Here is a 14,122-nt window from a genome sequence, read left to right as displayed (position 1 = left end):
GCTCAATGGACGCTCAAATCGTGGAATTACCCGCAGGTAGCGTAACGGGCACCTGAACAGACGGCCTCCTACCTGCGGGGATATCCCGCGAAGTAGGTAACCATTCGGTAAGGAAACCTGTGCAGATGTCTCTGCATCCGCCTATTGTGTGGCAACTCTCCGCGCTCCGTACCCCCGGAGAACCCTCACCACAGAGAGATTGCGCATGGCCTCCCTCAACCAGCTCTCCCCGCCCGGCACGAGCACCGGCTCCACCCCCGGCACCACCACCCACCGGTCGCTGCGCCGCGAGGTCGGCCTCATCGGGCTCATGTGGGCCTCGGTCGGCTCGATCATCGGCTCGGGCTGGCTCTACGGCGCGAAGAACGCCGTCGTCGTCGCCGGACCGGCGGCGCTCGTCTCCTGGGGCATCGGCGCGGTCGCCATCGTCCTGCTCGCCTTCGTGCACGCCGAGCTCGGCGGCATGTTCCCGGTCGCCGGCGGCACCGCCCGCTACCCGCACTACGCCTTCGGCGGGCTGGCCGGCATGTCCTTCGGCTGGTTCTCCTGGCTCCAGGCCGCCACGGTCGCGCCCATCGAGGTCGAGGCGATGATCGGCTACGCCGGGCACTGGGAGTTCGCGCAGGGATTCCTCAACGACAACGGCACCCTCACCCCGAGCGGCATGGTCGTCGCCGTGCTGCTGATGGGCCTGTTCGTCGCGGTCAACTTCCTCGGCGTGCGGGTGCTCGCCCGCACCAACAGCGCCGCCACCTGGCTGAAGATCTTCGTCCCGCTGTTCGCGATCTTCGTGCTGGCGGTGAGCAACTTCCACGGCTCCAACTTCACCTCGCACGGCTTCGCCCCGTTCGGCGTCAAGGGCGTGCTGACCGCGGTCAGCGCCAGCGGCATCATCTTCGCCCTGCTCGGCTTCGAGCAGGCGATCCAGCTGGCCGGCGAGAGCAAGAACCCCAAGCGCGACATCCCCCGCGCCGTGCTCGGCTCGGTCGCCATCGGCACCGCGATCTACGTGCTGCTGCAGGTCGTCTTCATCGCCGCACTGCCCGCCTCCACCTTCGCCGGCGGCTGGGACAACCTCGACTTCCCCGGCATCGACGGCCCGTTCGCCGGCCTCGCCACCCTGGTCGGCCTCGGCTGGCTGGCCTGGGTGCTGTACTTCGACGCCATCGTCTCCCCCGGCGGCACCGGCCTGATCTACACCACCTCCACCTCGCGCATCGCGTACGGCCTGAGCAAGAACGGCTACGCCCCGCAGCTCTTCGAGCGGGTCGACAAGCGCGGCGCGCCGTGGTTCGGCCTCATCATGTCGTTCGTCACCGGCGTCATCTGCTTCATGCCCTTCCCGAGCTGGCAGGAGCTGGTCGGCTTCATCACCTCGGCCAGCGTGCTGATGTACGCCGGCGCCCCGCTCGCCTTCGGCGCCCTGCGCCGCCGGCTGCCGGCCCGCGAGCGCTCGTACCGCCTGCCCGCCGGCGCGATCGTCTCCCCGGCGGCCTTCATCGTCTCCAGCCTGATCATCTACTGGTCCGGCTGGCACACCCTGTCCCGCCTGGGCATCGCGATCGTCATCGGCTACCTGCTGCTCGGCGGCTACGCCACGTACGCCATCCGCAAGGGCCTGCCGAACGCCCCGCACATGGACTGGCGGGCCGCCCAGTGGCTGCCGGCCTACCTGCTGGGCCTGGGCCTGATCTCCTGGCAGGGCGGCTTCGGCGACGGCACCGGCCGGATCCCGATGTGGTGGGACATGGCGGTGGTCGCCGTCTTCTCCCTGGGGATCTACTACTGGGCGATCCGGGTCGCGCTGCCGGCCGAGATCATCGAGCGGAACATCGAGGACGTCGAGGTGGTCGACGAGGGCGGTCACTGACCCCCCGACGGACATCCCCTCGCCGGACATGCGGAAGGGCCCGCCGGATCGAAGCCACCCGGCGGGCCCTTCCGCGGTGTCCCGGGCCTACAGCGCCAGCACCGCGCGCAGGGCGTACTCGACGGCGGCCTCCGGGTCGTCCGCGGGGTGCTCGCAGCGCCAGGCGACGAAGCCGTCGGGGCGCACCAGCAGGGCGCCGTCGGGGCGGATGCCGTGCAGGGCCGCGAAGTCGGTGCCCGGCTCGGGGGCCAGGTCGTCGTCCGCGCCCTCGCCGATCCGGTAGGCGTCCAGCGGGACGGCCAGCCGGTCCGCCGCGCGGCGGGCGGCGTCCCGCCAGGCGGTGCCCGCCGAGCCGGTCAGCAGCACCATCGTCTGCTCGTACAGGTCGAGGGTGGACAGCCGCACACCCGCCCGCAGCAGCCACTGGTGCGGCGCCCGGCTGCCCGGCTCGCCCGAGGACTCGAAGGAGTCGGGGACGACCGCGCCGGCCGGGTCGGTGCCGAGCACCGCGCCCTCCCGGTAGCGGTAGCCGAGCGCCACCGACAGCACCCCGGCCTGCCGGCCGACGCCCGGGACGACGGCGTACCCGGGGTGGCTGTGCTCGGCGGAGCGGGCCGAGGCGCGCTCGCCGGTCACCCGCGCCACCGGCCGGCGCTCCTGCCCGTAGGTCTCCAGCAGGCCCGGTCCGGCCCAGCCGCAGAGGACCGCGGCGAGCTTCCAGGCCAGGTTGTGCGCGTCCTGGATGCCGGTGTTGGAGCCGAACGCGCCGGTCGGGGACATCTCGTGCGCCGAGTCCCCGGCCAGGAACACCCGGCCGACCGAGTAGCGCTCGGCGACCCGCTCGGCGGCGTGCCACGGGGCCTTTCCGGTCACCTCGACGTCGAGGTCGGGCAGCCCGACCGCGGCCCGGATGTGCCGGGCGCAGCGCTCGTCGCTGAACGCCTCCAGCGGCTCGCCGTCCTCCGGGTGCCACGGCGCGTGGAACACCCACTCCTCCCGGTTGTCCACCGGCAGCAGGGCGCCGTCCGCCTCCGGGTTGGTGAGGTAGCAGGCGATGAAGTGGCGGTCGCCCACCACCTCGGCCAGCCGCTTCGCCCGGAAGGTGATGCTGACGTTGTGGAACAGCTCGCCCTTGCCGCTCTGGCCGATGCCCAGCCGGGTGCGGGCCGGGCTGCGCGGGCCGTCCGCCGCGACCAGGTAGTCCGCCCGCACGACCCGCTCCTCACCGGTCTCCCGGCTGCGCAGCAGCGCCGTCACGCCCTCGGCGTCCTGCTCGAAGGAGAGCAGCTCGGTGCCGAAGCGGATGCCGGCGCCCAGCTCGCGGGCCGCGCGGCGGAGCACCGGCTCCAGGTCGTTCTGGCTGCACAGGCACCAGGAGCTGGGGCTGAACTGGGCCAGCCGCCCGCCCGGGTCGATCTCCCGGAACAGCCACTCCTGCTCCTCGCCGGTCAGCGAGGGGGCCTGCAGGATGCCGTGGTTCGGGGCCAGCACCGACGCCGCCTCGCGGATCGCCGTCTCGATCCCGGCCACCCGGTAGAGCTCCATCGTCCGCACGTTGTTGCCTCGGCCACGCGGGTGATGCGAGGTGTCGGCGTGCTTCTCGACGAGCAGGTGCCTGACACCCAGTCGGCCCAGGAAGAGCGAGGCCGACAGCCCGACCAACGAGCCGCCGACGATCAGGACCGGTACCCGGTCGTCCACCTTCGGATTCATCAATTGCTCCAGCCTGTACGGGAGTTCGGGGCCGAGTGCGGGGCTCGGCGCGGCCCTCGGCGGGGCGCGCGGGCACGGCGGCCCGGTCCTATCAGTCCCCCGTGCCGGAGGCGTTGTGCCGTCCCTTCGCCCGGATGGCCCGCATATCTCGCGCCACCCGGAAGCGCCGCGCACGATCGACCTCAGGCCTGGTGGCCCACCGCCACCGCTGCACCCCTCCCGCCGGGGGCCGCCCGGCCCCCTCCGGCACCGGCGCCGCCGCTCGCGGCCCCCGACGCGCGCGGCCCAGAAGCAGAAAGTGGATCATGACGACTCTGTCCGAACCGCCCGCCCGGCAGCACTCCCCCTCCGAAACCCGGCTGCGGGTGGTGCTGATGCTGGAGATCCAGGACGGCGCCCAGCAGCGCTTCATGGACGTGTACGAGCAGCTGCGCCACCAGGTCGCGACCGTGCCCGGCCACGTCAGCGACCAGCTCTGCCAGTCCATCAACGACCCCCGCCAGTGGCTGATCACCAGCGAGTGGGAGGACCAGGAGACCTTCCTGGAGTGGGTGGACAGCCCGGCCCACCGGGAGATGGTCAAGCCGATGCACGGCTGCGTCAGCGACACCTTCCGCTCCCTGCGCTACGCCATCCTCCGGGAGACCTCCGCCGCCGGCGCCACCGGCAGCCGCCAGCCGGTGGAGGTGCCGTCCGACCTGCCGCGCACCGCCCCCGCCGGACAGGCCGGCCCGCCGAAGGCCGACCCGGGCCCGGACGGCGTGGTCCGGCACGCGCTCACCTTCACCGTCAAGCCCGGCAGCGAGCCGGAGGTGGCCCGGATCCTGTCCGGCTATACCTCGCCCCGCGCGGAGGTGGACGGGACCACCCGGCTGCGCCGCACCTCGCTGTTCATGCACGGCAACCGGGTGGTCCGCGCGGTCGAGGTGACCGGCAGCCTCGGCGACGCGCTGCGGCACGTCGCCATGCAGCCCGAGGTGCGGGCCGTCGAGGAGGCGATCAACCCGTACCTGGAGGAGGCCCGCCAGCTGGGCGACCCGCAGGCGGCGCGCGCCTTCTTCGCCCGGGCCGCGCTGCCGGCCGCCAACCAGGCCGTCGCCGGCTCCCCCGCCTCCGGGCGGCTGCACCGGCACGCGGTGCTGTACCCGGTGAAGCCCGGCAACGGGAAGGCGGTCACCGACCTGCTCGCCGACTACGACGAACTGGCCACCGCCGACCCGACCGGCCCGGTCGCCGCGAGCACCGTCTTCCACCGCGAGGACGTCGTGGTGCGCCTGGTGGACCTGCGGCTGCCGCCGGAGGCGGACCCGGCGGCGACGCTCGGCGTGGCCGGCGAGCGCGAGGCCACCGTGCTGGGCCGGCTGCTCGACCTCGGCCCGGAGGGCGACCTGCGCACCGACGCCGGACTGCGCGCCTTCCTCGCCGCCCGCAGCATGAACCCGGTCACCGACCGGACCTCCCAGGACTCCTGACCACCACGCACCCCGGCAAGAGAAGCCCCGGCAAGCAGCTCCGGCAAGTAGCTCCGGCAAGAGAAGGAAGAACCCATGTCCACGCAGTACCCACGGATCGTGCACGTCTCCGAGGCGCCGGAGAACCGCCGGCGCGGCGGCGACCTGCGCGCCATGCTCACCCCGACCACCTGCGGCGCCACCAGCGGGTTCATGGGCCTGGCCATCGTGCAGCCCGGCGAGCGGATCGGTGAGCACTACCACCCGTACTCCGAGGAGTTCGTCTTCGTCGTCACCGGTGACCTGGAGGTGGACCTGGACGGCGAGACCCGGGTGCTCAAGCCCGAGCAGGGCCTGATGATCCCGATCAACATGCGCCACCGGTTCCGCAACGTCGGCGACTCGGTGGCCAAGATGGTCTTCCACCTCGGCCCGCTCGCCCCGCGCCCCGAACTCGGCCACGTCGACACCGAGGAGACCGGGCCGGTGGTCAACTCGGGGCCGCCGGAACACGCCAAGGTGGGTTCGTGAGCCGCCGTCGGGTCGCCGTCACCGGTATCGGCGTGGTCGCGCCCGGAGGGGTCGGGGTCCCGGCGTTCTGGGACCTCCTCACCGCCGGGCGGACGGCGACCCGGGGCATCACGCTCTTCGACCCCGCCGGGTTCCGCTCCCGGATCGCCGCCGAGTGCGACTTCGACCCGGCGGCCCACGGGCTCGGTCCGGACGACGTCCAACGGGCCGACCGCTACGTGCAGTTCGCGATGGTGGCGGCCGACGAGGCGCTCGCCGACGCCGGGCTCGACCTCGCCGCCGAGGACCCGTGGCGGATCGCCGTCTCGCTCGGCACCGCCGTCGGCGGCACCACCCGCCTGGAGCACGACTACGCCCTGGTCAGCGCCGGCGGCGCCCGCTGGGACGTCGACCACCGGCTCGCCGAGCCCCAGCTGCACCGGGCCTTCGCGCCCAGCACGCTCGCCTCGGCGGTCGCCGAACGGACCGGCGCGCACGGCCCGGTGCAGACCGTCTCCACCGGCTGCACCTCCGGTCTGGACGCCATCGGCTACGGCTTCCAGGCGGTCGAGGACGGGCGCGCGGACATCTGCGTCGCCGGCGCCTCCGACTCGCCGATCTCGCCGATCACCGTCGCCTGCTTCGACGCCATCAAGGCCACCAGCGAACGCAACGACGACCCGGCGCACGCCTCCCGGCCGTTCGACGCCCACCGCGACGGCTTCGTGCTCGGCGAGGGCGGCGCCGTCCTGGTCCTGGAGGAGCTGGAGCACGCCCGCCGGCGCGGCGCGCGGATCTACGGCGAGATCGGCGGGTTCTCGACCTTCGGCAACGCCTACCACATGACCGGCCTCACCCAGGAGGGGCTGGAGATGTCCCGGGCCATCGACCACGCGCTCGCCCACGCGCAGGTCGACCGCACCGACGTCGACTACGTCAACGCGCACGGCTCGGGCACCAAGCAGAACGACCGGCACGAGACGGCGGCCGTCAAGCGCTCGCTGGGCGAGCACGCCCGCCGGACGCCGATGAGTTCGATCAAGTCGATGGTCGGGCACTCGCTCGGCGCGATCGGCGCCATCGAGGTGGTCGCCTGCACCCTCGCGCTGGACCGCGGCGTGGTGCCGCCGACCGCCAACTACGAGACGCCCGACCCGGAGTGCGACCTCGACTACGTGCCGCGCACCGCGCGGGAGCTGCCGCTGCGCACCATCCTGTCGGTCGGCAGCGGATTCGGCGGATTCCAGTCCGCCGTCGTGCTCACAAGAACGGGGTGAGAACCATGACGTCACGTCAGCGGAACCGCCGGGCGGTGATCACCGGCCTGGGTGTGGTGGCGCCGAACGGCGTGGGGGCCGACGCCTTCTGGAAGGCCACCCGGCAGGGCGTGAGCGTCCTCGACCGGATATCCCGTGAGGGCTGCGCGGACCTCCCGCTGCGCATCGCGGGCCAGGTACGGGACTTCGACCCCCGGGCCACCATCGACAGCCGCTACCTGGTGCAGACCGACCGGTTCACGCACTACGCGATGGCCGCCGCCGACCAGGCGGTGGCGGACGCCGGCTTCGTCCCCGACCCCGAACAGCCCTACGCGGTCGGCGTGGTGACCGCGGCCGGCTCCGGCGGCGGCGAGTTCGGCCAGGGCGAGCTCCAGCAACTCTGGGGCAAGGGGCCGCAGTTCGTCGGCCCCTACCAGTCCATCGCCTGGTTCTACGCGGCCAGCACCGGCCAGATCTCCATCCGCGGCGGCTACAAGGGCCCGTGCGGGGTGGTGGCCAGCGACGAGGCCGGCGGCCTGGACGCGATCGCGCACGCCGCCCGGGCCGTCGAGAACGGCACCGACGCGGTGGTGGTCGGCGCCGCCGAGGCCCCGCTCGCGCCGTACTCGATGGTCTGCCAGCTCGGCTACCCCGAGCTGAGCCTCGCCGACCGGGCCGACCGGGCCTACCTGCCGTTCTCCCCCGACGCGGCCGGCTTCGCCCCCGCCGAGGGCGGCGCGATGCTGCTGCTGGAGGACGAGGCGACCGCCCGCCGGCGCGGGGCCGCCGTCCGGGCGCACGTCGCCGGCCACGGCGCGACCTTCACCGGCGCCTCCCGCTGGGCGGAGTCCCGGGAGGGCCTGGCCGCGGCGATCCGGATCGCCCTGGAGCGCGCCAGGATCGCGGCGGAGGAGGTCGACGTGGTCTTCGCCGACGCCCTCGGCGTCCCGGCCGCCGACCGCGCCGAGGCCCTGGCGCTGGCCGACGCGCTCGGCCCCTACGCCGAACGGGTCCCGGTCACCGCCCCCAAGGCCGGCACCGGGCGGGCCTACTGCGGCGCGCCCGCGCTGGACACCGCCGCCGCCGTGCTCGCCATGGAGGACGGCGTGCTGCCGCCCACCCCCAACGTCACCGAGGTCGCCCACGAGCTCGCCCTGGTGACCGGCCGCGCCCGCCCGGCCGAGCTGCGCACCGCGCTGGTGCTCAGCCGCGGGCTGATGGGCTCCAACGCGGCACTGGTGCTCCGGCGCGGCGAGCCGTCCTGACTCCCGTCCCCGATCACCCGATCACCCGATCACCCGCCCAGACACTCGCTCACCACTCGCTCGCAACGAAGGGACACCCCCGTGAGCAACACCCTCAACTATCCCGAACTCGCGGCGCTCATCCAGGCCCGGGCCGGCGTCGTGATCGACCCGGCCGAGCTGGAGCGCCCCGGCGCCGCCTTCGACGAGTTCGGCGTGGACTCCCTCGGCCTGCTCGGCGTGGTCGGCGAGCTGGAGAACCGGCACGGCGTGAAGGTCACCAACGGCGCGGAGTCGGCCAAGACCCCGGCCGAGTTCCTGGACCTGGTCAACTCCGCCGTCACCGCGAAGGCGGGTGCCTGAGATGCCCGGACACACCGACAACGAGATCGTCATCGCGGCCCCGCTCGACCTGGTCTGGGAGATCACCAACGACCTGGAGAACTGGCCGCAGCTGTTCAGCGAGTACGCCTCCGTCGAGGTACTGGAGCGCGAGGGCGACCGGGTGCGGTTCCGCCTCACCATGCACCCGGACGACGACGGCAAGGTGTGGAGCTGGGTCTCCGAGCGCACCACCGACCGCACCGAGCTGGCGGTGAGCGCCCGGCGCGTGGAACCCGGCCCGTTCGAGTTCATGGACATCCGCTGGGAGTACGCCGAGGTACCGGCCGGCACCCGGATGCGCTGGGTGCAGGACTTCGCGATGAAGCCCACCGCGCCCGTCGACGACGACGGCATGGTCAACCACATCAACCGCAACTCGCGGATCCAGATGCAGCTGATCCGCGAGAAGGTCGAGAAGAAGGCGGCGGAGGTCTGATCATGGCATCCCCCGTGACCACCCCCGGGAGCGTGCCCGGGACCGCGCAGACCCACCGCGCCCTGATCGTCGCCCGGATGAAGCCCGACGCGGCCGCCGGCATCGCCGAGGTGTTCGGCGAGTCCGACAACCGGGGCGAACTGCCGCACCTGATCGGCGTGACGGGCCGGAGCCTGTTCCAGTTCGGCGACGTCTACCTGCACCTGATCGAGGCGGACCGCCCGCCGGGCCCGGCCGTCGCCCAGGTGGCCGGCCACCCCGAGTTCCGGGCGATCAGCGACGCGCTCACCGCGTACGTCCAGGCGTACGACCCGGCCACCTGGCGGGGGCCGAAGGACGCGATGGCGCGCGAGTTCTACCGCTGGGAGCGGCGCGGCTGAGGGCGCGCCGGCCGTGGTCGGGCGGACACCCCGGGACCGGAGAGGTCCCGGGGTGTCCGCCGTGCTCAGCCGGTGGCGGGCCCGGCCGTCATCGCGGCGAGCACGCCGCGCCAGTCCTCCCCCGGCTCCGGGCGCAGCGCCCCGGCCAGCGCGTCGGCCCGGTAGCGCCAGGGGCGCAGCAGCTCCGGGTCGGCGTCCGGGCCGTGCGCCACGGGGCTGGACGAGCCGAGCAGCCGGACCAGTTCGGCGGTGAAGTCGGCCCAGGAGACGTGGCCGGTGACCGCGTTGACCACCCGGCCCGGCGCCCGGACGGCGCTCTCGGCGACGGCCCGGGCGAGCGCCGCCGAGTGCACCCAGGCCGCGCCCGACCAGCCGGCGTCCGCGGGCGGCAGGAGCAGCGGCCGGCCGGCCAGCGCGGCCTGGTAGAGCGCGCCGGTGGCGCCCCAGCGGAGCTGGTCGCGCAGCCGCCGGTGCGGGCCCCAGACGATCGGCGAGCGGACCACGCCGACCGGGCCGCGGGCCCGCGGGGCGGCGTCCAGCAGGATCCGTTCGCAGTCGAGCTTGGCCCGGCCGTACGGGCTGAGCGGTCCGGAGGAGGGGGCGCCCTCGGGGACCTCGCCCGGGGCGGGGCAGCCGTAGGCGTCGATGCTGCTGACGAAGACGAACCCGGCGGTGCCGCGCCACCCGTCGACCAGGGCGCGCATCGCGGCGAGGTCGACGGCGTGCTCGGTGAAGGTGCAGGCGGCGTGGATGACGGTGTCCGCACCCTCGACGGCCCGGCGCAGGCTGTCGAGGTCGGCGAGGTCGCCCTCGGCCGGTTCGACGCCGGCGCCGGCCACCAGGTGGGCCGACTCGGGGCGGACCAGCGCCCGCACCGGGCGGCCCTGGGCGAGGAGTTCCTGCAGCACGGCGGCGCCGACGCCCCCGGTGGCGCCGGTGAGCAGCACCGTCCCGGCCGGCGCGGAGCGCGTCGTGGTCCGGCGAGCGGTGCCCTGCTGCTCGGTGGTTCGGCGTTCGGTGCTCCGGCGTTCGGCGGCGCGGGTGGCGAGCAGGGCGGCCAGGGCGTGCGGGGTGCGCTGTTCCAGGACGTCGAGGCCGGTCAGCGGCAGGCCCAGCCTGCCGCGCAGCCGCTCGGCCAGCTGCACCGCCACCAGGGAGTGGCCGCCGAGCCGCAGGAAGTCGCCGTCCGCCGCCGGGCGCGTACCGAGCAGGTCGGCGAAGGCGTCGAGCACGGCGCTCAGGTGGGCGGTGGCGAGGCCCGGGAGGCGGGTGGGGTCGAGGGTGCCGTCGGGGCGGCGCGGGATGCGGTCCAGCAGCGTGACGGCGAGCGGGAGTCGGGTGGGCGCCGCGAGGTGGCGGCGCAGGGTGGCGCGCAGTTCGGCGCCGGTGGGGGCGACCGGGCCGCGCACGCTCGCGTAGGCGAGGGCCGGGCCGTGGTCGGCGAGGTGGAGGGCGGCGTCGGTGACCCGGGGGTCGGCGAGCAGGGCGGTGACGGCGGGGTGGTCGCTCGCGGCGGGCGCGGACGTGGGCGCGGGCGCCGTGAGCCGTTCGCCGGGGAGCCGGGAGAGCGGGCGGTCGGCATCGGCCGCCACCGCGGTGAGCAGGTCGGCGAAGGCGGCGTGCAGACGGCGGCCGGTCGGCTCGTCCAGGGCCGCCGGGTCGTGCTGGAGCAGGCAGCGCGGCCGGGGGCCGTCCTCGACCAGCAGGGTCAGGCCGAACTTGGCGAGGGCGAGGTCCACCTCGACCGCCTCCGCCGTGAGGCCGGGCAGCGCCAGCGGCTCCGGCGGACGGACCAGGTCGCAGCTCACCGCGAGCAGCGGGGTGCCGTCCTCGCCCCGGGCCACGGGGCCGAGGCGCTCGACGACCAGGTCGAAGGGCACGTCGTGGTGCTCCTGGGCGTCGAGCAGGGCGGTGCGGACGGCGGCCAGCACCTCGGTGAAGGCCGGGTCGCCGCCGGGCCCGGGCAGGTGGGCGCGCACGGGCAGGGTGTTGACCTGGAGGCCGACCAGCCGGCGCAGTTCGGGCCGGGCGCGGTGGCCGCCCGCGCAGCCGAGGACGAGGTCGGACCCGCCGGTGGCGGTGCGCAGGGCGGCGAAGGCGGCGGCCAGGACGACCGTGAACGCCGTCGCCCCGTGCCGGGCGCCGAGCCGGCGCAGGCCGTCGAGGGTGTCGGCGGCGAGCGGGGCGGCGTGCAGGACGGCGCGGCGCTCGGGGGTGCCCGGCGGCACGGCGCGCAGCAGGGGCAGCGGACGCGCGCCCGCCAGCCGGGCGGCCCGCTCGGCGGCCGCGGCGGCGAGCCGGTCGTCGTCCGCGCGCTCCCAGCGGGCGTAGTCGGCGTACTGGAGCTCCGGTTCGGGCAGCCCGGACGGGCGGCCCTCGACCGCGGCGGCGTAGAGCGCGGCGAGGTCGGCGGCGAGGACGGGCAGGGAGGAGCCGTCCACGGCGATGTGGTGGAGGGTCAGCAGCAGGGTGTGGTCGTCGGGGGCGTGCCGGACGGCCAGGGCGCGCAGGACCGAGCCGGTGGCGAGGTCGAAGGGCCGGGCCGCCTCGGTGCGCAGCAGGGCGCCGGCGGCCTCGGGCGTGGCGTCGCGGACGGGCAGCGGGACGGGGGCGGCGGGCGCGGTCTCCTGGAGGGGGCGCTCGTCGTCCTGCCGGGCGTAGCGGGTGCGCAGGACGTGGTGGCGGGTGGTGAGGGCGGTCAGCGCGGCGGCGAGGGCGTCGAGGTCCAGCGGGCCGCACAGCCGGGTGGCGAGCGGGACGTGGTAGCGCGGGCCGCCCTGGCCGAGGCGCTCCATCAGCCACATCCGCTGCTGGGCGTGGGAGAGCGGGGCCGGGCCGGGGCCGGTGCCGCGGGTCACCGGGCCGGGGGGCACCGGGCCGGGTCGGGTGGTGGGCACGGAGGCACGGCGGCGGGCGCGGCGGAGCAGGTCGGCCTGGGCTGCCTGGGCTGCCTGGTCGGCGGGGGCGGTCATCGGGCGGGCTCCTCGGGGCTCTTCGCGGACTCGGCGGAGTCGGCGGCCTGCGCGGCTTCGGCGGCTTCGGCCGCCAGCAGGGCGCGTTCGAGCAGTGCGGCCTGGCCGGCCACGGTCGGGTGGTCGAGGAAGTCGCCGAGCGGCAGGTCGACGCCGAGGTCCTCGCGGAGGTCGTCGACCACCCACATGGCGAGCAGCGAGTGCCCGCCCTCGGCGAAGAAGTCGGCGTCCGCGGCCGTCACCTCGTGCTCCAGGGCGCGCGACCAGGCGGCGGCGACCACCTGCTGGATCGGCGTCAGCGCGGCGGAGGCCGGCGGGTCGTCCGGGCCGGGCCCGGTGCCGCCCGGGCCGGCGTCGTCGGCGGCCAGCGCGCGCCGGTCGACCTTGCCGGTGCCGGTGAGCGGCAGGGCGTCCAGCACCGTCCAGGCGGTGGGCACCAGGTGGGCCGGGAGCCGTTCGGCGAGTCGGCGGCGCAGCGCCTCGGGCACCGGGCGGACGCCCTCGGCGGGGACGATGCAGGCGGTGAGGGCGGCGTCCTCGCGGCCGGCCCGGCGGACCACGACCGCCGCCTCGGCCACCTCGGGAAGGCTCCGCAGGGCGTGTTCGACCTCGCCGGGCTCGATCCGGAAGCCGCGCACCTTCACCTGGTCGTCCAGCCGGCCGTGATACTCCAGCACGCCGTCGGGGCGCCGGAGCACCCGGTCGCCGGTGCGGTAGGCGCGCCCGGCGCCGGGAAGGTCGGCGAAGCACTCGGCGGTCAGCTCGGGCCGGCCGAGGTAGCCGAGCGCCACCCGCTCGCCCGCGATCCACAGTTCGCCGCGGGTGCCGTCGGGCACGGGCCGGCGGTGCTCGTCGAGGACCAGCGTCCGGGCGCCGCCGAAGGGGCGGCCGATCGGCACCGGTCCGGTGCCGTCGGCGGGCCGGACCCGGTGCAGGGTGGTGAAGGTGGTGGCCTCGGTGGGGCCGTAGACGTTGAACAGGTCGAGCCACGGGAAGGCCCGCAGCACGGCGAGGGCGTGTTCCGCGGAGAGCGCCTCGCCGCCGGCCAGCACGGTGCGCAGCACACCGAAGATCCGCGAGCGGCGGGCCGCCAGCTGGTGGAACAGCGCGGTGGTGAGGAAGGCGGTGGTGACGCCGAACCGCTCGACGTCGCGGGCGAGTTCCTCGGCGCTGGGGCGTTCGGCCGGGCAGAGCGCGACGGCGGCGCCGCGCGCCAGCGGGCCCCACAGCTCGAAGGTGGCGGCGTCGAAGGCGACCGGCGAGTGGTGCAGCACCCGGTCGCCGGGGCCGAGGGCGGGGCCGTCGGCGGCGGTGACCAGGTCGGTGACGGCGCTGTGCGGGACGAGGACGCCCTTGGGGCGGCCGGTGGAGCCGGAGGTGTAGTAGACGAGGGCGGCCGCGTCCGGGGCCGGGGGCCCGGGCGGGTGCGGCGTCACGGGGCCGGCGGCATCGGGTGCGGTGGGGCCGAGTTCGCCGAGGACCAGGACGTGCTCCCCGGGCAGGCCGGCCTCGGCCAGCAGCGCCTTGTCGCCGAGGGTGAGCCGGACGTCGGCGCCGTCGAGCATGGCGCGAAGCCTCGGCCGCGGGTAGGCCGGGTCGAGCGGCACGACGTGGCCGCCGGCCCACCAGACGGCGAGCTGGGCGACCGGGAGGCGGGCGGCCCGGGCGCACAGCAGGCCGACGGCGGTGCCCGGGCGGACCCCGCGGGCGGTCAGCTCGGCGGACAACCGGGCGGCGGCGGTGGTGAGTTCGCGGTAGGTGAGGGGGGCGCTGCCGTCGGTGACGGCGAGCGCGTCGGGGCGCTCGGCGGCCTGCCGGGCGACGAGCGCCGGGACGGTGGCCGGGACGGTGGCCGGGACGGTGGTGGCGGTGGTCGTGGCGGCGGGAGAGGTCATGAGGAGGT

11 protein-coding genes are annotated in these 14,122 nt (G+C 75.4%); 8 read left to right on the top strand and 3 right to left on the bottom strand.

The window, feature by feature from the left end; genetic code table 11:
* The first annotated feature begins 205 nt into the window (after positions 1–205).
* Positions 206–1,870, top strand: coding sequence for an APC family permease (locus ABT093_RS07525; RefSeq protein WP_350561452.1), 1,665 nt, complete (start codon positions 206–208; stop codon positions 1,868–1,870).
* Between the two features lie 87 nt (positions 1,871–1,957).
* Here the strand turns inward: ABT093_RS07525 and ABT093_RS07520 are convergent, their stop codons facing one another.
* Positions 1,958–3,583 carry an FAD-dependent oxidoreductase gene (locus ABT093_RS07520; RefSeq protein ID WP_350561450.1) on the bottom strand — a complete coding sequence of 542 codons (1,626 nt, stop codon included), beginning with the start codon at positions 3,581–3,583 and terminating at the stop codon, positions 1,958–1,960.
* Between the two features lie 305 nt (positions 3,584–3,888).
* Between ABT093_RS07520 and ABT093_RS07515 the strand changes: the two genes are divergently transcribed.
* From ABT093_RS07515 to ABT093_RS07485, 7 genes are all read left to right on the top strand, one after another.
* Positions 3,889–5,055, top strand: a complete 1,167-nt coding sequence (locus ABT093_RS07515) for a SchA/CurD-like domain-containing protein (protein ID WP_350561448.1) — start codon at positions 3,889–3,891, stop codon at positions 5,053–5,055.
* A 75-nt stretch (positions 5,056–5,130) separates the two neighbouring features.
* Positions 5,131–5,565 carry a cupin domain-containing protein gene (locus tag ABT093_RS07510; RefSeq protein ID WP_350561446.1) on the top strand — a complete coding sequence of 145 codons (435 nt, stop codon included), beginning with the start codon at positions 5,131–5,133 and terminating at the stop codon, positions 5,563–5,565.
* Entirely contained in the window at positions 5,562–6,821 is a 1,260-nt protein-coding gene (locus ABT093_RS07505) for a beta-ketoacyl-[acyl-carrier-protein] synthase family protein (RefSeq protein ID WP_350561444.1), read from the top strand. The genes ABT093_RS07510 and ABT093_RS07505 overlap by 4 nt, the downstream gene beginning before the upstream one ends.
* A gap of 5 nt (positions 6,822–6,826) precedes the next feature.
* The gene (locus tag ABT093_RS07500) at positions 6,827–8,068 is read left to right on the top strand and encodes a beta-ketoacyl synthase N-terminal-like domain-containing protein (RefSeq protein WP_350561442.1); all 1,242 of its coding nucleotides are present in this window, start codon (positions 6,827–6,829) and stop codon (positions 8,066–8,068) included.
* Positions 8,069–8,149: 81 nt separating this feature from the next.
* The gene (locus tag ABT093_RS07495; protein ID WP_350561440.1) at positions 8,150–8,410 is read left to right on the top strand and encodes an acyl carrier protein; all 261 of its coding nucleotides are present in this window, start codon (positions 8,150–8,152) and stop codon (positions 8,408–8,410) included.
* A gap of 1 nt (position 8,411) precedes the next feature.
* Positions 8,412–8,867 carry an SRPBCC family protein gene (locus tag ABT093_RS07490; RefSeq protein ID WP_350561438.1) on the top strand — a complete coding sequence of 152 codons (456 nt, stop codon included), beginning with the start codon at positions 8,412–8,414 and terminating at the stop codon, positions 8,865–8,867.
* Between the two features lie 2 nt (positions 8,868–8,869).
* Entirely contained in the window at positions 8,870–9,247 is a 378-nt protein-coding gene (locus ABT093_RS07485) for a TcmI family type II polyketide cyclase (RefSeq protein WP_350561436.1), read from the top strand.
* A gap of 65 nt (positions 9,248–9,312) precedes the next feature.
* On the opposite strand, the gene ABT093_RS07480 is transcribed toward ABT093_RS07485, so the two are convergent.
* Both ABT093_RS07480 and ABT093_RS07475 read right to left on the bottom strand, forming a co-directional pair.
* Complete coding sequence (locus tag ABT093_RS07480; protein WP_350561434.1) at positions 9,313–12,219, bottom strand: condensation domain-containing protein; 2,907 nt, start codon at positions 12,217–12,219, stop codon at positions 9,313–9,315.
* Entirely contained in the window at positions 12,216–14,114 is a 1,899-nt protein-coding gene (locus ABT093_RS07475; protein ID WP_350561432.1) for a non-ribosomal peptide synthetase, read from the bottom strand. Before ABT093_RS07475 ends, ABT093_RS07480 begins: the two co-directional genes overlap by 4 nt.
* Positions 14,115–14,122 lie beyond the last annotated feature (8 nt).

This window comes from Kitasatospora sp. NPDC002551, from assembly GCF_040296005.1.
GTDB lineage: Bacteria > Actinomycetota > Actinomycetes > Streptomycetales > Streptomycetaceae > Kitasatospora.
Note: the sequence above shows the minus strand (reverse complement) of the source record. Positions and strands in the feature narration are given on the sequence as shown.